Source organism: Membranihabitans maritimus, assembly GCF_021729145.1.
GTDB lineage: Bacteria > Bacteroidota > Bacteroidia > Chitinophagales > Saprospiraceae > Membranihabitans > Membranihabitans maritimus.
Genome location: NZ_JAJSLW010000020.1, coordinates 74253 through 92108, shown reverse-complemented (window position 1 = coordinate 92108; position 17856 = coordinate 74253). Strand labels below are relative to the sequence as shown.

At 35.6% G+C, this 17856-nt stretch carries 24 protein-coding genes and 2 pseudogenes; 11 read left to right on the top strand and 15 right to left on the bottom strand.

Annotated elements, in window-relative coordinates; all coding sequences use genetic code 11:
* Positions 1-64 precede the first annotated feature (64 nt).
* From LVD47_RS19500 to LVD47_RS19430, 15 genes and pseudogenes are all read right to left on the bottom strand, one after another.
* Positions 65-799: pseudogene (locus LVD47_RS19500) on the bottom strand (heavy metal-binding domain-containing protein); the annotation flags it as partial.
* An 11-nt stretch (positions 800-810) separates the two neighbouring features.
* Positions 811-1293 (bottom strand): DUF305 domain-containing protein, encoded by a 483-nt coding sequence (locus LVD47_RS19495; RefSeq protein WP_026754892.1) that lies wholly within the window; start codon positions 1291-1293, stop codon positions 811-813.
* A 22-nt stretch (positions 1294-1315) separates the two neighbouring features.
* Positions 1316-2026, bottom strand: a complete 711-nt coding sequence (locus LVD47_RS19490; protein ID WP_236979844.1) for a PepSY domain-containing protein — start codon at positions 2024-2026, stop codon at positions 1316-1318.
* Position 2027: 1 nt separating this feature from the next.
* Entirely contained in the window at positions 2028-2612 is a 585-nt protein-coding gene (locus tag LVD47_RS19485; protein WP_047418852.1) for a DUF2911 domain-containing protein, read from the bottom strand.
* 23 nt (positions 2613-2635) lie between these two features.
* Complete coding sequence (locus LVD47_RS19480) at positions 2636-3394, bottom strand: heavy metal translocating P-type ATPase (protein WP_236979842.1); 759 nt, start codon at positions 3392-3394, stop codon at positions 2636-2638.
* A 2-nt stretch (positions 3395-3396) separates the two neighbouring features.
* Positions 3397-4623 (bottom strand): annotated as a pseudogene (locus LVD47_RS19475) (permease).
* A gap of 102 nt (positions 4624-4725) precedes the next feature.
* The gene (locus LVD47_RS19470) at positions 4726-5040 is read right to left on the bottom strand and encodes a hypothetical protein (protein WP_236979840.1); all 315 of its coding nucleotides are present in this window, start codon (positions 5038-5040) and stop codon (positions 4726-4728) included.
* A gap of 19 nt (positions 5041-5059) precedes the next feature.
* The gene (locus LVD47_RS19465; RefSeq protein WP_236979838.1) at positions 5060-5608 is read right to left on the bottom strand and encodes a potassium channel family protein; all 549 of its coding nucleotides are present in this window, start codon (positions 5606-5608) and stop codon (positions 5060-5062) included.
* Positions 5609-6173: 565 nt separating this feature from the next.
* Positions 6174-6734 (bottom strand): DUF3347 domain-containing protein, encoded by a 561-nt coding sequence (locus LVD47_RS19460; protein ID WP_117157954.1) that lies wholly within the window; start codon positions 6732-6734, stop codon positions 6174-6176.
* A gap of 23 nt (positions 6735-6757) precedes the next feature.
* A complete protein-coding gene (locus LVD47_RS19455) occupies positions 6758-7210 on the bottom strand; it encodes a heme-binding domain-containing protein (RefSeq protein WP_026754886.1) in 453 nt (150 codons plus the stop codon).
* Positions 7211-7813, bottom strand: a complete 603-nt coding sequence (locus LVD47_RS19450) for a DUF3347 domain-containing protein (protein WP_072316388.1) — start codon at positions 7811-7813, stop codon at positions 7211-7213. It lies immediately after the preceding gene.
* A 57-nt stretch (positions 7814-7870) separates the two neighbouring features.
* On the bottom strand, positions 7871-8257 hold the full coding sequence (locus LVD47_RS19445; RefSeq protein WP_008991354.1) for a DUF302 domain-containing protein: 387 nt from the start codon (positions 8255-8257) through the stop codon (positions 7871-7873).
* Between the two features lie 21 nt (positions 8258-8278).
* On the bottom strand, positions 8279-10648 hold the full coding sequence (locus LVD47_RS19440) for a multicopper oxidase domain-containing protein (protein WP_070237423.1): 2370 nt from the start codon (positions 10646-10648) through the stop codon (positions 8279-8281).
* Positions 10645-11694 (bottom strand): efflux RND transporter permease subunit, encoded by a 1050-nt coding sequence (locus tag LVD47_RS19435; protein WP_236979836.1) that lies wholly within the window; start codon positions 11692-11694, stop codon positions 10645-10647. Before LVD47_RS19435 ends, LVD47_RS19440 begins: the two co-directional genes overlap by 4 nt.
* Before the next feature lie 134 nt (positions 11695-11828).
* Complete coding sequence (locus LVD47_RS19430) at positions 11829-12245, bottom strand: HYC_CC_PP family protein (RefSeq protein ID WP_008616438.1); 417 nt, start codon at positions 12243-12245, stop codon at positions 11829-11831.
* A gap of 290 nt (positions 12246-12535) precedes the next feature.
* Here LVD47_RS19430 and LVD47_RS24330 point away from each other — a divergent pair, with 290 nt between their 5' ends.
* The 11 genes from LVD47_RS24330 to LVD47_RS19380 all read left to right on the top strand — a co-directional run bounded on the left by LVD47_RS24330 (position 12536) and on the right by LVD47_RS19380 (position 17825).
* Positions 12536-12958, top strand: a complete 423-nt coding sequence (locus LVD47_RS24330; RefSeq protein WP_040459986.1) for an HYC_CC_PP family protein — start codon at positions 12536-12538, stop codon at positions 12956-12958.
* Positions 12959-13127: 169 nt separating this feature from the next.
* Positions 13128-13709 (top strand): helix-turn-helix domain-containing protein, encoded by a 582-nt coding sequence (locus tag LVD47_RS19425; protein WP_236979834.1) that lies wholly within the window; start codon positions 13128-13130, stop codon positions 13707-13709.
* Between the two features lie 69 nt (positions 13710-13778).
* Complete coding sequence (locus tag LVD47_RS19420; protein WP_008991348.1) at positions 13779-14378, top strand: WG repeat-containing protein; 600 nt, start codon at positions 13779-13781, stop codon at positions 14376-14378.
* A 165-nt stretch (positions 14379-14543) separates the two neighbouring features.
* Positions 14544-15023: a hypothetical protein gene (locus tag LVD47_RS19415; RefSeq protein ID WP_008616430.1), complete on the top strand. Its 480-nt coding sequence runs from the start codon at positions 14544-14546 to the stop codon at positions 15021-15023.
* A gap of 24 nt (positions 15024-15047) precedes the next feature.
* Complete coding sequence (locus tag LVD47_RS19410; RefSeq protein ID WP_008616429.1) at positions 15048-15317, top strand: hypothetical protein; 270 nt, start codon at positions 15048-15050, stop codon at positions 15315-15317.
* Positions 15318-15327: 10 nt separating this feature from the next.
* Positions 15328-15543: a heavy-metal-associated domain-containing protein gene (locus LVD47_RS19405; RefSeq protein WP_008991346.1), complete on the top strand. Its 216-nt coding sequence runs from the start codon at positions 15328-15330 to the stop codon at positions 15541-15543.
* 22 nt (positions 15544-15565) lie between these two features.
* Entirely contained in the window at positions 15566-15784 is a 219-nt protein-coding gene (locus LVD47_RS19400) for an SHOCT domain-containing protein (RefSeq protein WP_008616427.1), read from the top strand.
* A gap of 17 nt (positions 15785-15801) precedes the next feature.
* Positions 15802-16080 carry a DUF5676 family membrane protein gene (locus LVD47_RS19395; protein WP_008616426.1) on the top strand — a complete coding sequence of 93 codons (279 nt, stop codon included), beginning with the start codon at positions 15802-15804 and terminating at the stop codon, positions 16078-16080.
* Between the two features lie 18 nt (positions 16081-16098).
* The gene (locus LVD47_RS19390; RefSeq protein ID WP_236979832.1) at positions 16099-16815 is read left to right on the top strand and encodes a lycopene cyclase domain-containing protein; all 717 of its coding nucleotides are present in this window, start codon (positions 16099-16101) and stop codon (positions 16813-16815) included.
* A 4-nt stretch (positions 16816-16819) separates the two neighbouring features.
* On the top strand, positions 16820-17335 hold the full coding sequence (locus LVD47_RS19385) for a hypothetical protein (RefSeq protein WP_117157964.1): 516 nt from the start codon (positions 16820-16822) through the stop codon (positions 17333-17335).
* Positions 17336-17363: 28 nt separating this feature from the next.
* Positions 17364-17825 carry a universal stress protein gene (locus tag LVD47_RS19380; protein WP_236979830.1) on the top strand — a complete coding sequence of 154 codons (462 nt, stop codon included), beginning with the start codon at positions 17364-17366 and terminating at the stop codon, positions 17823-17825.
* The last annotated feature ends 31 nt before the right edge of the window (positions 17826-17856 follow it).

The window sequence follows — 17856 nt, the reverse complement described above, 5'->3', positions numbered from 1 at the left end:
GCATCGGGTGGTCGCCAAAGAATTTTTTGTCCAAATTGAATAACTCCCTCACTAAATCCTTTCAGTAGAAATTGCTGCCTTGCTTTAAATAATCCCCTTCTTCTACCATTTTCATTGTTACCGTTCCTGAAACGGTTGCAAAAACCGGAAAGTTTTCTTGCACTTTCCCAGCAGTTTCTATGGCGTTTATTTGCTTTTCGGAAAGTTTCCAAAGTTTAAGTTTGTTCCTAACAGCCTTATACAAATCTGGTTGCGATTCTTTTAATGATGAAGCGGTAAGCAGTTCTTGCTGTGCCGCAACCAATTCTGGCGAATAAATAGTTGCCAAGCGTTGTCCTGCTCCAACACGTTCTCCTGTAGAATTAACGTACAGTTTTTCTATTCTTCCTCCAAAATATGTAACCTGTACGGCATTTGACTCTTCGTTGGCTTTAATCTTACCAGATAACTTAAGAGAATTATTTCCCATTTGTCCTTTTCCTACAAGTGATGTTTGGATATTGGCCAGAGCCATTGCGTTATCGGTCATTTTTATTTCATTGGCATTGAGGCCATCTGCACCAGATTCGGCTGGAATTAAATCCATTCCACAAATGGGACAATCCCCAGGTTCTGGTTGCATAATCTGTGGATGCATAGAACACGTCCACATTTGATTAGAAGCAATTTCTTCTGAATGGTCGTGGGTGTCTTTCACATTAATTGTTGCCTTGTCCGCAGAACCTCCACCGAATAGTAGAAAGCCGACTAACAGGCCAACAATCAAGGCAACACTTATATAAATGATGTTTTTATTCATTTTAATTTTATTTATTTGTTATTTTCCAATCGTTTTATCATTGCTTTCATTTCTGCAATTTCCTTTTCTTGTGCCTTGATAATATCTTCAGCTAACTTTTTAACTTCTGGATCTTGGATATCAGCACGCTCACTTGTTAAAATCGCAATAGAGTGGTGAGGTATCATTGCTTTCATCCACAATATGTCTCCTACCGTTGACTTCTGGTCGCGTACCAATCCTAATGCACCAACAAATAGCACAATGCTACCCAAAACAATGGCGATATTCTTCTTTTTGTTTTGGTACATATTACGCATCGCCACAAACATTATAATGGCCATAGCAGCAATACCCAAGCAACTCATATAAAAACGAGTAAGGCTAAAATAGACGTGATCTAATTGATAAGAGTTTAGGTACATTGTAATGTACATTGCCACAAATGATGCCGCCAGCATACCTACAAATTTTGTGTAATTGTTTTTTTTTGAATTTTGATTTGAATTTTCCATTATATATTGATTTTAGTGTTACTTATTTTCGTTTCTTTTTAATTATTTTTCTAATGGTTGGGGATGACGTGTACCAAAGTAAAAAACCACTTAATACCGTAATCAAACCTAATAGTGAAAACCCTCGCAATACTAATGTGTTAAAGTTGTCTCTACCTTGATAATCCATAGTGTGTGTCATCCAAAGGAAATCGAACCAACGCCAATCCCTGTGTCTTACCGTTTGAAATGCTCCATTTTCAATGGCCACGTAGGCCTTTAAATTTTGAGGTGTTTCATACGAAATTTCATACGCCGGAAGTGGACGACCACGATATTCGTGATGGTCTCCAACTTCATCAATAAGTTCAATACCTGATATTTTGAGGTCTGATAACATATATCTAGTAGCCACTTGTTTTGCTTCATCTCTAGTAATACCATTTTTTATATCTCCAGTACTTGCGTTGAAAAGTGTGGTCTCATTAATCCAATAATAAGGTTTACCAGCTATTTCCAGTAATTCCAAAGTTTGAATGGGTTGCTCTTTTTTTAGTTTATTCGTACCCAACAAATTGTTGAAAGATTCCTGTTTAGGTTCTTCTTTCTTAAATTGGTCTCCGTGTATTTCATCAATATCCGTCCAACTGAAATACATTCCGCTAATGGTCCACATCAAGAACTGGATACCTAAAAAGATACCCAAGTAGCGGTGCGTTTTTCTAATCCATTTCGCTGTTTTTCTGTTGACCATATTATTTTATTTCAAAAGGAAATTCAACCGTGACTTTTTCCCAACTCATTGAGATTGTTCCTGATTTCTCTGTTGTTTTGTTTACTTTATACTCTAAATGTTCCTTGATTTCTTCGGAAATTTTAGGCGTAACTTTAAACCTTAATACATCATCATTTTCGTTATAGTCGTCCTTACCGTGTTGATTCCAATTCCTGTTGAAAATAATTGTCCATTCTTCCTGATTTGGAATTACAAAAAACCCATATTTCCCAGCTATCAATTCTTTACCATCAACTTTTAAGTCCTTATTTGTTTCCAGCCAAGTAGCCATATGAGCACCAGCCTGCCAGACTTGGTCATAGGCCAGCAATCCACCAAAAATAATTCTATTTCTTACGCCTGGTGATGAATAATCTATATGGATATGGGCATCGCCTATCATTGCCATTGCCGATGTATGTGGGCTTAATGGCTTTTTCTTGTCGGGTTCAGCGGTTTGAGAAGCTGTTTCTACCTCTTTCGCCTCAACTTCTTTGGTCTCTTTACCTTCTTGTTTACAGGAAGCGAAAAGGATAATACCGAGTACTACTATGATTTTTTTCATTTGTGATAGTTTTATTTTGTGTATTAAAGTATTCTTGTTAACATAACAACTGCCATCACAATCATAATGGTGTTTTCTATAAAGGTAGCTTCGGTCATAGGTAGTTTGAGTGCTGTACCCAGACAAGCGCATTGTATCGATTTTTTGTCCAGCAATATTTTGGTTACGCCCACGGTTGTAATCCCCAAAATGATTAGGGTTGCGATTAATGCGATGGGTATTTCAAAACGCATCAAGAACATCAATCCAAGAGCTGTTTCTATAAATGGATATCCCCAAGCATAGGCTGGTACTATTTTGGCAAGTGGGTCATACATTCTAAAACTATCTGGAAAGCCTTTCAAGTCTAAAATTTTAAAGAAGCTAAAAACAATAAAGAACAACCCCATAAAGTCGAGCATCGCACTATTCCAATTTTCCCGTTGATAATTGAGTAACACCGTTGCGATAGCGATATATCCCAAAATAATGAGCAAAGGTTTCAGCTGTTGTAGTTTTGATTTTTCAGTTTCCGCTTTTGAGAAAACGTTATCTTCATCGTTACCATTACCAGTACTCGCAAAAACATTTTGCTCGGATTTCTTTTCTGAAATGGTGTATTTTTCTGGAAGTGCTTTTTGAAATATTGCGGCATCTATATGGCCTTGCATTTGTATGATGGCTTCTTCCTTTTCAAGATTTACAGATGCATTTGTGACACCGCTTACTTCCGAAAGCTTCTGCTCGACGCTGGTACGACAACCATTGCAGGTCATCCCTTGTATGTGGTAAGTGTGTTTCATAATTATGGTATAAAGAATTTTACAATCAGTCCACCTGCCAACCATATATAACAGATATAGGCTGCATATTTTAAAACACTCTCAAGCAATGGACTTTTCGGTGCCATTTCGCTCATTGAGTGCTCTACATCCTTTCTCTTGAAAAACCCTAAGTATATGAGATATCCTGAAATTGCGAGAAAAGCCATATTCAAATAGAAGGTATAGTCAATTTTGAAATGCTCTTTGTCCTGTATTTTAACTTGTGATGTGTCAGGCAACATACCCAACAAATCGAAAGAGTAATGCAGAGCCAAAGCTGTTCCTATTAATGCCGTAAACAGTAAGAATAAAATGAACAGCGACATTTTCCACCCATAATACTTGGCGTTAATACGAAGTACAGGAAAGACTACCAAATCACTAAAAATAAAAGCCATAACCCCTGCAAAACTCACGCCCTTTCCAAAAAGCAATGCCGCCAACGGAATATTACCCATTGAGCCAATAAAAGTCAAAAATGCGGCAATAGGTCCTACAACGATATGTTCCAATATTTCAAGAAAGGTAAAATCTGTATTGCCCTGACCACTATTGATAAATAGTGTCTGGAAGAAAGAATCGGGAACGAAGGCTGCGACGATACCTGCAATGGTAAAGCCAACGGTAACGTCCTTCCATACCATCTGCCATTCCATCTTATATTTTTTGGCAACCCTTGCCTAACTATCTTCTTTCTTGATTTGTTTTTTCCAATCTTTGGAATCATCCATTGAATCGTCATCTTCGTTCTCTAAATTCTTGCGCGCTTTTTCTATGAGCTTTTTAGGATTGATTATTTGTATCAAAATCCACGAAATAAGAATTAAAAGGATTCCACCTACATATTCGCCGACTACAAACTGCCATCCCAAAAATATGGAAATGATGATTCCAAGCTCAATGACCAGATTGGTCGATGCAAGAAGAAAGGCAATGGAAGACACAAAGCTTGCACCTTTTTTAAAGATAGATTTTGTGCCCGCTAAAGCCGAAAAACTACACGAGCTGCTTATAAAGCCGAAAAACGTGCCTAAGAGTACACTTTTACCTTCACTCTCGTTCATTGTTTTTTGCATCCTTTTTTCAGTCACAAAAATCTGTATCATACTACTGATGATATAGCCCAAAATGAAAGCCCAAAGTGCCATCCAGAAAAATCCAGTGGTCGTATAGGCTGCTTCGCCCCATTGTTTTAAGAATTCGCTCACAGTTTAAATTTTATTTTACATTTCTTGACGAAGAATGTGTTTTAATCATCTTCCATTTACCATCCATCTTTTTTAAGATTGACGTCGCTACTCCTTTTTTCTTTATCGTTCTACTTCCGCATCAATTTCATAATCTGAAAATTCAAATTTTTTGAAATGCCCCAACTCAGGCCCCAAATGGTGTTCTATATAGTGCGCATACGAGCCTTCTACACCACCAGATTCAAATACTTTTGAATCTTCTGTAAATAGTTCAAATGTCCCCTCGGTCGTTAAATTTTGTAATGCATCCTTATATAACTTCATTACAGAGATTACGCCTTCTTTATCCGTAGAATCTTTATCATTCTGTGCATTGGTAATGCTGACTGTTGCAATAAGAACAGTTACGAGTGTAATAATTTTAAGTACTTTCATAATTATAGTTTTAAATGGGTTATTTGTTAACGTGAATTCTATTAATGTTTGCAATACCAAATACCAATACCAAAAAGCTCAAGAAAACTTCCATCATTACCAATAGTTTACCTGAAATAGATAAGGGGACAATATCTCCAAAGCCAACTGATGAAAAAGTGATTAAGCTGAAATATAAAAATTCAAAAAACTGTAATGAGAATGAATCATTGAGCGCTGTACTCGAATTAAAATTTTCAGGGTTCAAAGTATATAAAGCGTGATAATCTGCTGAAAACGAAAGGACAATCAAAATAATCAATACCCCAAATAAAGTAAGAACGTGGGTTAGCTGATGACTTTCGCCTATTATTTTACTTAACTGTATAAAAGTGAGCCTTACGATAAAAATGGTTTTGACCAAAGCCAAACCAACAATTATAAAGGGTAAAAATTGGCTGGCGGAATCTACACCTACCCATAGTATATAACTTAACGATAGAGCAATCACTATACTTGCAGTAAGCAATACCTTTTTAAACAGTTGCTTGTAAAAGCCAATTCTTTCAGATTTTTCTATTGTGTTCACTTTAGTCATTTTCAATTTATTTCCTTAACTAAATAATTGAAGCGCCAAAGCACCACCAACTATTAAGATTAGTATGGTATATATTATGTAATTGAACCATTTTCTAATTACAGACTTTTCAGTTGTATTTTGACACCCGTCTTTGCAACACTCTTTCATTGTTATATCATCCTTTTTTATATGCAAAATCCTTTAAATAATACTTGAAAATGAGAGGCAACCTTTATTAACCAATAAACCAACCAAAATGTTTACCCCTCACAATCAAGTACTCTTCACTAAACTTCTCTTCATCATAAATTTTTAATTGCCTGACATAGGAAGAGAGATGTTATTATTTTAAGGGTTTAATCCCTCTCCCTTGTGCAGGCTGCTATTAACCAAATCAACTTTTCTTTTTCAAAATTCGTTGTGCCTGACTAGGGAAGGAACTAACACTAACCATCAACATTGTTTTCCTTCCCAGGACAGGACTTAAAAACTATTCAGATATCTTTATCATTTTACAACCTTCTGTTAACTAATAAACCAGAACATTGAAAATATTTTTTAAACAAAGGATTATCTATTGAATAGTCTTTTGAACTTTTCCGCATTTAAGCATTCTACTGCCGTAATATGGATTTTTCACTTCTTTACTTGTACTCAACCACGCACTACCCTTATCATACATTGGGCAAAATTGCTCGTATAACGTGCTTTTTGTACCCGTAATAGCTACCATATCAGTAATATCCTTACTTAACGTTTTAAAGTGCTCGCGTTGGTGGTCTATCTCACTTTCAGAAATATGTTCTGCGTGCTCGGTAGCATCTTCTATGATATCGGCCAGCTCTTTTTGTTGTTCTTTTGTATAACTACCCATATCAAATGCTTTAAGAGTGGCTACCAATTTTGTTCCTGCTTGTGCTGCCTTTTTTGTATCGTCCGCAACTAAAGCATCTTTTAAATTAAAGTAATCACTTAAAATAGCTTCTGCTTTTGCGTCACTATTTTTATTCATCATTTTGCTATGGTCCATTTTCATATCTCCGTGATCGTGGTTCATTTTTTCTTTTTCCTGTGCATTGGTAAAAGAAACTGCTAACAATAGCATTGCTGCAATACTCATTTTTAAATTTTTCATTTTAATTACTTTTAAATTATTGTTTATAAACTATCTTTTAATTGTGTGATAAAATTGATTAACTCTTCTGCTTCAGCTTCTGTAAATGTTGCCTCACTATGTATCAAAGTGTAAGAATCCAAAGGCATTTCGCCATTTTCAATCTGCTTGATAATAGACCTTAACTTACTTGCTTTTCTTCGGCTGGATAATGAATCCCATTCGTTGAAATTAAGTTCAGCTTTTCCTTCTTTAATATGGTCTTCCAAAAACCAAGCAACAGGTTGAATCTTATTATACCAAGGGTATTGAGTATTATTGCTGTGGCAATCATAGCAGGATACCTGTAACTTTTTTTGAATAGTTTCTGGTACATTATTGACCAGCATAAAATCAGTTGACGGTACAGTATCACTTTGATTGCGTGTAGTCGGAATAAATTGAATTCCCACGAACGCTACCAGTAGTACTATTGCTATAATCTTTACAATTTTCATTTAGTTAATTTCACGTTGTACTTTGCCGCATTTTAACATTTGACTACCATAGTATGGATTGCGCACTTCCTCTTTAGTACTTAGCCAAGCTGTACCGCCATCATACATAGGGCAAAACTGCTCGTAAAGCTTCATCTCTGCTCCTGTTATAGCAACCATATCTATAACATCTTTACTTAAAACTTTAAAATGTTCGCGCTGGTGTGCTATATCACTTTCTGAAATGTGTTCTGCGTGTTCAACTGCATCCTCTACAATATCCTTTAATTCCGATTGCTGGGTATCGTTATATTGTGAGGCGTCAAAATTTCCTAAGGATGTTGCTAGGGTTGCCCCAAGTTCTTTGGCTTTGCCATTATCATCTCCCACCAAGGCATTCTTTAAGTTGAAATAGTCATTTAATACCGCTTGTGTATTACTATCTCCACCCATTGCCATTTCCCTCTTTTCGCCGTCGTGATGACCATCACTGTTATCGTGGTTCATTTCTGAATGGTCTCCATCCGTGCTATTTTGTTCTTTGCTGTTGTCTTTACAAGACATTACTGTTAAGGTTATGAATGCTATCGCAACTATACCTAATGTTGATTTTAATTTGCTCATTTTGTTTTAATTTAAGTTTGTGTTTATTAATTATTATTACTGCCTTTTTATAGTGTCTTATAATTTTTCAATGACGTTTTCCAACATTGCAGTTATTTCGCTGGCTACCTCATTCAATTTTTCATTTTTTACAGCTTGCATTGAAGCCATTGGGTTTACGGCCGCAACTTCAATGATACCTGCTTCGATTTCCTGTACTATGACATTGCAGGGCAACATCGTTCCAATTTTATCTTCTGCTTGCAAAGCTTTATGTGCATAGGGCGGATTACAAGCTCCGAGTATCCTATACTTTTTAAAGTCTATATCCAGTTTTTTCTTTAGTGTTTCTGTTACATCAATTTCTGTAAGGATTCCAAAACCTTCTTCCTTTAATCCTTGTGTCACTTTCTCTATGACCTCTTCGAAGGTTCCATTGATTGTTTTATTAAAATAATAGTTCATCTTTTTTTAATTTTTAGTTGTTTAAAATCTTGCTAATAGTCCACCACCCAATCCATATCGGTTATTGTAGTTAGCTTGGATTGAAAAATTGCGCGAAAGAATGTATGCAACCCCTACCAACCATTGTGTTTCGCTTTCAAATGATTTATTATTCTCTAAATCATTGACCCATCCAAAATCTGCTCTGTATTCGTATTCGCCTTCCAAAAAAATTCTTGGAAAAATCAATAATTCTCTGTCCAAACGTATTCTTGGGCGTAGCTGATGGTCCATACTCACATCTACATTAAATCTATAAGGCGTAAAATACTTTACACCAACCAATCCTACGGTATTAAATGTATCGTAAGAATCTGGTGTTGACGTTTCGGTATTTACTCCTGCATAAACACGTACCCAATCGTTCAGATACCTATTATAACTTATTTCGGCTTCAAGATTTTGGTCGTAATCGAACTCTGTTCTCAAACCAAATTCATTTCGGATATTGCTCGACGTTAAAAAGAGTTCATTAAAATTTGAACCTGCACGAGCCAATCCCCACGAATAATAATGGTCTGTCTCATCGATAAGTTTCTGAACTGGATAATCTTTCATTCTATCATCCCTTGGGGTATCGTAACTAAACACTCTTGCCATACCACCCATCATATGGTACAATACGTGACAATGAAAGAACCAATCGCCATACTCTTCGTTATAAAATTCAATAATAACTTTCTGCATTGGTGGTACGTTCACGGTATGCTTTAATGGGGAACGTTCTCCTTTTTCATTAATGACCCTGAAGTAATGACCGTGCAAGTGCATTGGATGGTGCATCATAGTCAGGTTATTTAATGTAATTCTGGTTACCTCGCCTCCTTTTATATTTATCTTATCGGTTTCTGATAATGGAACCCCATTCATACTCCATACATAGCGATTCATATTACCTGTTAGGTTAAGCAACACTTCATTTACTGGTAAATCTGCCTTAAATTCAGTTTTTTCTTTTGCCTCTAAAAAATCATAGTTGAAGTATGTCTTTCGCTCCTCATAATCAAAAGAAGTAGAATCCTTCTGCATCATTGGCATATTGTGCATATGACCTTCCATTTTATTTGATGCTCCATTATGGCTCATTGACATCGAGTCTTTTTTCATTCCCATTGTATCATCCATCTTCATATCCATTTGGTCATTCATTTTGCCATCTTTCATCGACATCTTATCGTTCCCCATTTTCATCTCGCCGTCCTTCATATTCATCTTCATTCCGTACTTCTGCATTAAAACTTCGGGTGTATTCTTCTTCTTGTTTCCAACCATTGCAGGTGCTCCCATTTTCATATCCATTTTAGCCATTTGCTTCATCATCGCTACCTTATCAGGTCTATCAATTCTTTTGGCTGGGTAAAGAGTGCCATTACCTAACTGTATAGAGGTATGACCTGAACCATCTTGAGCGGTTGCGGTAATTTCAATAGTTCCTTCTGGAATAGTTACAATTACATCATACGTTTCGGCTATGCCAAAGAGAAATCTGCTTTTGGAAACGGGTTGCACGTCAACACCATCACTGGAAACCAACATTGGGTTACCTCCGCCAAAGTCCATCCAATAATAGGTAGAAGCCGATGCGTTAATGAAGCGAAGCCTTACTTTTTCGCCAGCCGTAAATTCTGGATACTCTGCCAGTTTTTTACCGTTGGACAAAAATGCGGGATAATAAATGTCTGCAATATCAGCCCCTTCCATACGGTCTCTCCAAAATTTAAGTTGAGCACCAAAGGCACCTTCTGAAATGACCCTACTTAATGGCACTGCTGTGCCTTTTTTAACTTGATACCACTCGTTACCTCTTTTAAGGTTTCGTAATACATTCATTGGTTTTTCATTGGTCCAATCTGATAATACCACGACTAAATCTTTATCATATTCCAAGGTTTTCTCTTTTGGATGAATGATAATAGACCCATAAACACCTTTTTGTTCTTGTAGCATTGTGTGGGAATGGTACCAATATGTTCCCGATTGGTTGATTGGAATCCTGTATTGGAAGGTTGTTCCTGGCTCAATCGGTGGGGTAGTTAAATATGGAACCCCGTCGTAAAAATTGGGAAGTATCAATCCGTGCCAATGCACTGAAGTTTCTTCATCCATTTTATTGGTTACGTTGATTATAGCAAGGTCTCCTTCATTAAATTCCAAAACAGGCCCAGGGATACCTCCATTGATGGTCATTGCATTGGCAGTAACACCTCCAAGTGTCATTTCGTTTTCCTCAATGGTAAGGTTATACTCCTTAACAGGTCGCCCATCTTCCTTTCTATCATTTCCGTTTGTGCCTACTTGGGCAAAAATTGAAGTTGTGAAAAGTAATAGCGTAATAATTTTTATTGTTTTCATTTTGTCAAATAATTTATGATGGCATATTCTGTATAATACCCTCTATTAGATTCGATTAAATTGATTTGAAACCTTAACTGCAATTCTTGTACATCGAGCACATCGTTAAAATCTATAGTTCCGGTTTCGTAATTCTTAATGAGAATTTCTTCGGCGTCATTCGCCTGCTTTAAATTGTCTGTTTGTACATTAAACTTAATTCTCTTCGCAATATCCTTTATACGGATGGATGTAAAATCTTTTGAAGTAACTACCGCGTTTTCTAAATCAGATAGTTTCTTAATGTAACCCAATCCTCTTATAAGGTATTCAGCTTGGTTGATTTCAAGCGTTTGTGCACCAACATCTTTGTTGCTTTGTTTTACTGCTTTTACAACCTCACTCAAGCCTATGTTGTATTGCCGCATTAATTCGGGATTAACATCCACTTGATATTCCAAAACATATCCGCCGATGGAAGCAACTTCGGAAACACCACTCGCCGAAGACAGTGCGTATTTTACGTAGAAATCCTGAATGCTTAGTAATTCCTGTAAATCCCATCCACCTGTAACATTACCATCTTTATCACGTCCCTCAAGGGTGTACCAATATATTTGCCCTAATCCTGTGGCATCGGGACCTAGAGCTGGATTAACGCCTTCTGGTAGAAGTCCGGCTGGTAATGAGTTTAATTTTTCAAGTATTCGGCTTCTGCTCCAATAAAATTCAATATCTTCTTCGAAAATGATATAAATGCTCGAAAACCCGAACATAGATGAACTACGTATTGTTTTAACCCCTGGAATACCAAGAAGCGATGTGGTTAGAGGATAAGTAATTTGATCCTCAATATCTTGAGGGGAACGACCATCCCATTTAGTAAATACAATTTGTTGGTTTTCGCCAATATCTGGTATGGCATCTACGGCAACAGGGTCTCGAGGAAGTGAGCCTGTATTCCATTCAAACGGGGCGTTTACGACTCCCCAAGCAATAAAAAGTGCAAGTAGTAGAACGGCTACTAGCTTGTTCTCGATTAAAAATTTGATGCTTTTATTCAGCATTACAATGATTATTAAACAGTTATACATCGAATAATATCTTGATAAAATCAAAACATTAAACACAAGAAATTGAGCCCAAAATAGTATTGACCATAGGGCTAATTATTCCGATATTTATCGGAAACTGTTTAAAATCAAATTAAATACGTCTCGTGCAGTTTTTGTATATCCCGTATGAGAAAGGGAACCGCATAATCTCTAAATGGTACAATGTGTGAATCAAGAGTCTCAAAGAGATTGATATAAGAATGTACAAAAGAGACAACAAAGACTTGTTGCTCAAAATTTAAGGTGTTAAAAGACATCTTCAGGTCGTCCTGACCTTCAACAACTAATTGCTTATCTGAACAGCAGGAATCATCCTGAACTTCACTTTGACAATCATTTTTGGATAGTTGTTTATCCATTCCGCAAGTTTCAACGTGCCCAAATAAAGAAGAATCCACTAAAGTATCGCCACAGTAATGACTATCAATAGTAAAAGAAACTGTTGACAATAGCACGATAAGTGCCAAACAAACGGATGATATTTTATGAAAAACTTTTTTCATTAATGTTGCAAATTTATAAAAAATTTATCTCAATTTGTTTATTTAACAATTTTTTTTGATTTATCAATGTTTATTTTGCACGAAACCGCTTAAATATTATTTGCAAATAAAATTCTTTTGCAGCTTCCTTTATATGATATAAATCATAGTTCTGTTGAACTTTTAGAATTATATTTGTACTGATTAATTTTGTTGTTTTTTTGTAAAAAACTGATAATAAAATAATTGAACAGTTGAATTTTATTTTCCAAAATCCTTTAATGTTAATCAAAATTTATTAATTTTATAGTGTGAAATCTTTTTTTACTAAAATACTGTCCTTCTTTTTAGCAGTTTTTATACTGTTTTCCACCACATCCTTTACGGTAAATATGCACTTTTGCTGTAATAAAATGGTGGATTTGGCTTTTTTTAGTAAAGCAGAATCTTGTATGGAGACTGCACAGAAAAAAGATAATAATTCCAAGCAATGTACTACAATACAAGAGAAAGACTGTTGCGATAATAAGACCATCTTGAAAGAAGGAGATGACACCTTCAAGAAGGCCAATACAATTTCAGAGATTGAAACTTTAGTTTTCTTAAACAACTTCGTCTATTCTTATATCAACCTTTTTGAAGGTTTAGAGAAAAACACAGTTTCTTTTAAGGCTTATAGGCCACCTTTGCTATCCACAGACCTTGTAATCCTCAACGAGTCCTTTTTAATTTGATTTTCTACTTCGCAGGTTAAAATGAATCTGCATTGCCTCTATAGCCAATATTTCACTTCTGGCTAACATTTGTTGTACCCTATTCTCAACAACGCTACACAATATTAATCCTGTTAGGCTAAACCTATCAGACCATTGAGCTAAACTCAATGACAATACATTATATACTATGAACAAACCAAAAGAATTTTGGATTAAGAATATGGTCTGTAACCGCTGCTTAAAAGTAATTAAACAAGAATTACAAGAACTTGAAGTTACAGTGCTTTCCTTGGAATTAGGAAGGTTGCTGGTAGAAGCACAAAAAAAAACGAACAATGAAATTATCGATACCGTTACAAGTGTACTTCACGCCAATAATTTTGAAATTGTTCAGAATGAAGAAGAAATGCTCACAGAAAGAATCAAGATTATTCTAATAGAACAATTGCAAGAGCTACCGTTACATATTAAGGTAAAAACATCTGAACTATTGGCTTCAAGACTTCATAAAGATTACAAGAAATTGAGCAGATTGTTTTCAGCAAATCAACAGACAACCATTGAAAAGTACTTTATCAAATTAAAAATAGAAAAAGTCAAAGAGCTCATTCAGCTTAAACAACATTCCTTTTCAGATATAGGATATTTATTGGACTACAGTAGTGTCAACCACCTGTCTAGACAGTTTAAGGAAGTGGTGGGAATGAGTATGACCGATTACAAAAACACAGGAAATTGGAAACGGAATTTCTATGATGAAATTATATAGATATCAACGAAAGTTATGCAGACAAAAGCTTAAGGCAATGGTTAATTTCATCAAATTAAATTAAACAAAATGAAAAAACTACTTATCACATTAGTATTAATTCCCTTTATAGGAATTGCACAAACCTTTGAAAATTTAGACTACATCTCGCCTTTTAGCAATGGCGTCGCTGCCATTAAAAAAGGGAACGAATGGGGTTTTATTGACCCAGAAGGAAATTTAATCGTTGATTTTCGAAATGATTTGGTGGCAACCAAAACAGACAATGCAAGCTACCCTATATTCAGTAACGGAAAATGCCTGATTGCAAACCAAAAAGATGGCGTGCTCTATTATGGCTATATCGATAAAACTGGAAAAACTGTCATCACTCCACAATTCCTCAATGCCAACAACTTTCAATATGGCAAAGCCTTGGTGTTAAAAGTTGAAAAAGAAACCATTGGCTATAATGACATTTTCAAAAAAGACGTGGTAAACTACCATTATTTTGAGCTTGTTATAGATGAGAATGGTAATACCATTGACCATTTAACGCAATTGGCCATTCACGTCTCGCCAAAAGATAAGAATGATAAAAATCCACCTGCCATCACATCAAAATTGATTTCGGAAAATTTGGTGGCAGTTAAAGGTAATAATAAGAAGTGGCGTATAAAAAAAATCTAATAATATTGAAAATACACATAACATATAAGAAATTCAAAAAGATTATAACCTTTTTAAAATCTGCGAATTAATAGTTGATAATCCATTCCCTCAACTATAAACATTTAGATTGTTGGGAATGGGTTTATAAAAATTAAAATAAATGTTTAACTCAAAAAATAAATTATGAAAACACTACTAATTGTTTTATCGGCAGTTGGGCTTTTAAGCTTAAACAGTTGCAAACAAGAAACAAACACTCAGGCACTAATGGAAAACCCTGAAACTCGCACAGAAGTTTTTAATGCCATTTCCAAAAATCACGACTATATGACCGAATTTATGGAAAGTATGCACGACAACCAACACGCAATGCAAATGATGCAGGGCAACAAAAAAATGATGAGCTCAATGATGCAAGGAGAAGGAATGCAAATGATGATGAAAGACAGTACAATGATGCACTCAATGATGGACGGAATGATGAATGACGGCAAAATGATGGGCACTATGATGAAAATGATGCACGAAAAAGGGATGATGAGCGAAGACTGTATGGAATCCTGCTCAAAGATGATGGGCGAAAAAGGAATGGATATGCAGGGTATGGACAAGATGGACGATATGGATAGTCCAACCAAAGGTGAGCATACCGAGCATCATTAATTTTAACTTTTAAAATAAACAACAATGAAAAATAATCACTGGATATGGATGGTCATCGGTTGTGGGCTACCACTATTGTTCATCTTTTTTGCACCATCATTAGGTATAGGAAGCAGTTCGTCTCTATTCATCTTCATCCTCTTTATGTTTGCTTGTCACTTATTTATGCCTCACGGTTCACATCGCCACGGTGGGCACAATCATTCACAGAATAGACAAAGAGAAAACGAACACGGTAAAGATGTTTCAAAAACAGAACCAAAAGATGAACACAAAGGGCATCATCACCATTAAATACTAAATGATGAAACAAAAATTTCAAATAAGCGGAATCAGCTGCGGTGGATGTGTATCAAGAGTAAAAAAGACTTTAGAAGAACATCCCAATATAGAAAAAGCAGAGATCTTTTTGGCACCAAAAGGTGCTGCACTTATCACGATGAATGAAGCACTTTCTGTTGCCGAATTACAAAAGCAACTTGATGGGCTCAATGGTTATACAATTACAGAATTAAATTAACAACAACTTAAAACCAAAAATTATGCATTTTTACGAAGGACATTTTGGAGGTATGCACCTAATATGGTGGATTATATGGATTATTTTATTGGCTTGGATATTCTTTATCCCAGCAGATATCCCTTATCAAAAAACAAAGAAGGACAGCCCACTGGATATTCTTAAAAACCGCTTTGCAAAAGGCGAAATATCCAAGGAAGAATTTGAGGAATCAAAAAAGATATTAAAATCAGACAACTAACTCAAAACTTTAAAATTATGTATCGATTAAACGTAAAAAAACTCGGATTTGCTTTCGGTCTTACGGGGGCACTAATTTACTTAGGCTGTATGATAGTTATGTCAACAGCAGGTCGAGAAGCCACTATCGATTTTTTCAACAGCCTATTGCACGGTTTAGATACCACAAGCATTATCAGGATGGATGTGCCACTATGGGAAGCTGGTTTGGGAATAGTACAGATATTCATTTTAGGATGGCTAATAGGTGCCTGTATTGCGGCTTTTTATAATGCGCAAATAAAAGTCAAAAAATAAGAGAGTAAAATAAAATTTATGCAATATGTCTGGTTTATATGGTCTCTCATTATCCTTGCACTTTGGGCTGTTATTTTTTTTTCAAAAAAGGGAAATAGAAAAGAAATGCTTAAAATGAGCCTTATTACGATGCCCTTTGGTTTAACAGAACCATTATTTGTACCAGAATATTGGATGCCACCTTCCTTATTCCATTTAGCGGAAAGAACAGGTTTTGATATTGAGAGCCTTATCTTCTCTTTTGCCATTGGCGGAATAGGGACGGTATTGTATAATCTGATATTCAAAAAAGGCTATATAGATATGCCTCATACCGAACGGAGCCACCAAAGACATAAGCTACATATTTATATACTTTTTGTTCCAGCCATTGTATTCGTCATATTTAGTCTTTTCACCACGCTTAACCACATCTATTGTGGCATCATTGCAATGTTTTTTGGTGGTTTGGCAACATTGTACTGTCGCCCAGATTTAAAAGGAAAGATATGGGTTGGAGGAATCTTGTTTACCATACTGTACTTCATTTATTTCGGAAGCATCCTTCCGTTTTATCCGCAATATGTGGAGCTGTACTGGAATCTGGACAACCTGACCCATATTCTTGTTCTAGGAATTCCAATTGAAGAATTAATGTTCGCCTTCACTTTTGGGATGTATTGGTCTGGATTGTATGAACATATCTATTGGCGAAAACTCATTCAAACTGAAATAATTATTCCACTTAAAGATTAACACTATGAAACGAATACAATCAAATCAAAAAAACAATGCTATCCAAGTTGTAGCCATTAAGAACCCAGTAAGAAAGATATGCCAGGTATCCATCGCTATATTGTTCCTTCTACTGCTTTCAGCAGTACTTCTATCCTGTTCTGGCAAGAAAAAAGATGTTGCAGAAAGCGTAACACAGCCAACTGTTGAAACATCCCAAACAGCAAATGAGGCCATTATATCAGCCCAAAATTATGAAATCGTTCCCAACGAAAAAGTCTGTATGGTCAATGACCGATTTATGGGTGTGTCACAAATACCTATTGACGTCAATGGAACTATCTACTATGGTTGTTGTGAAATTTGTGTTGAAAAGTTGCAGAAAAATCTAGATGATGTTCGCTTCGGGAGTAATCCACTAAATGATACAAAAGTTGATAAAGCTTCAGCAATTATTGTTCAAGATAAAAGTAGCGGAAGTGTTTTTTATTTTGCTTCCATAGTAGATGCCCAATCATTTATAAATAAGAATAAAGGATAGGAAATCTTTATTCATAAAAATTCAAGTTATGAAAATAGTGTTAGCCATAGATGGTTCTGATTTTAGTAAACTAGCGGTAAAAGAACTTGCAAAATTACCCTTACAAAATGAAAGTGAGATCTGCATTATAAACGTGTATGAACATCCTGCGATATCAACACCATCATTAATTACATCCACAAGTTCTATTAATTCTTACTACAAAGAGTTTTTATCAAACGCTGAAAAAATAGGGAAAAAGATTGTTTCCGAAGCTGGTAAAGTATTGAAAGAAAAAAATAGCTCACTTCGTATAACAACAAATGTTGTCAGCGGTCTTCCTAAAAAAGAAATTTTAGAAAAAGCGGAATCTTTTGATGCCGATTTAATTGTAGTGGGTTCGCAAGGGCAAGGAGCATTTTCACGTCTTTTATTGGGTTCTGTTTCACGATATTTAGCAACGCACGCCAAATGTTCAGTAATGATTGTAAAAGACAAAGACGCAAAATAAACTATGGCTAATTCCAATGATATAAAAATTA

Coding starts and splice junctions, on each gene's coding strand:
- LVD47_RS19430 (WP_008616438.1), bottom strand. CDS start 12,245: ATGAAAAAAGTTTTTCATAAAATATCATCCGTTTGTTTGGCACTTATC.
- LVD47_RS19470 (WP_236979840.1), bottom strand. CDS start 5,040: ATGAAAGTACTTAAAATTATTACACTCGTAACTGTTCTTATTGCAACA.
- LVD47_RS19420 (WP_008991348.1), top strand. CDS start 13,779: ATGAAAAAACTACTTATCACATTAGTATTAATTCCCTTTATAGGAATT.
- LVD47_RS19415 (WP_008616430.1), top strand. CDS start 14,544: ATGAAAACACTACTAATTGTTTTATCGGCAGTTGGGCTTTTAAGCTTA.
- LVD47_RS19450 (WP_072316388.1), bottom strand. CDS start 7,813: ATGAGCAAATTAAAATCAACATTAGGTATAGTTGCGATAGCATTCATA.
- LVD47_RS19435 (WP_236979836.1), bottom strand. CDS start 11,694: ATGCTGAATAAAAGCATCAAATTTTTAATCGAGAACAAGCTAGTAGCC.
- LVD47_RS19480 (WP_236979842.1), bottom strand. CDS start 3,394: ATGAAACACACTTACCACATACAAGGGATGACCTGCAATGGTTGTCGT.
- LVD47_RS19385 (WP_117157964.1), top strand. CDS start 16,820: ATGAAACGAATACAATCAAATCAAAAAAACAATGCTATCCAAGTTGTA.
- LVD47_RS19425 (WP_236979834.1), top strand. CDS start 13,128: ATGAACAAACCAAAAGAATTTTGGATTAAGAATATGGTCTGTAACCGC.
- LVD47_RS19400 (WP_008616427.1), top strand. CDS start 15,566: ATGCATTTTTACGAAGGACATTTTGGAGGTATGCACCTAATATGGTGG.
- LVD47_RS19460 (WP_117157954.1), bottom strand. CDS start 6,734: ATGAAAAATTTAAAAATGAGTATTGCAGCAATGCTATTGTTAGCAGTT.
- LVD47_RS19455 (WP_026754886.1), bottom strand. CDS start 7,210: ATGAAAATTGTAAAGATTATAGCAATAGTACTACTGGTAGCGTTCGTG.
- LVD47_RS19390 (WP_236979832.1), top strand. CDS start 16,099: ATGCAATATGTCTGGTTTATATGGTCTCTCATTATCCTTGCACTTTGG.
- LVD47_RS19440 (WP_070237423.1), bottom strand. CDS start 10,648: ATGAAAACAATAAAAATTATTACGCTATTACTTTTCACAACTTCAATT.
- LVD47_RS19380 (WP_236979830.1), top strand. CDS start 17,364: ATGAAAATAGTGTTAGCCATAGATGGTTCTGATTTTAGTAAACTAGCG.
- LVD47_RS19490 (WP_236979844.1), bottom strand. CDS start 2,026: ATGGTCAACAGAAAAACAGCGAAATGGATTAGAAAAACGCACCGCTAC.
- LVD47_RS19405 (WP_008991346.1), top strand. CDS start 15,328: ATGAAACAAAAATTTCAAATAAGCGGAATCAGCTGCGGTGGATGTGTA.
- LVD47_RS19495 (WP_026754892.1), bottom strand. CDS start 1,293: ATGGAAAATTCAAATCAAAATTCAAAAAAAAACAATTACACAAAATTT.
- LVD47_RS19445 (WP_008991354.1), bottom strand. CDS start 8,257: ATGAACTATTATTTTAATAAAACAATCAATGGAACCTTCGAAGAGGTC.
- LVD47_RS19485 (WP_047418852.1), bottom strand. CDS start 2,612: ATGAAAAAAATCATAGTAGTACTCGGTATTATCCTTTTCGCTTCCTGT.
- LVD47_RS19410 (WP_008616429.1), top strand. CDS start 15,048: ATGAAAAATAATCACTGGATATGGATGGTCATCGGTTGTGGGCTACCA.
- LVD47_RS19395 (WP_008616426.1), top strand. CDS start 15,802: ATGTATCGATTAAACGTAAAAAAACTCGGATTTGCTTTCGGTCTTACG.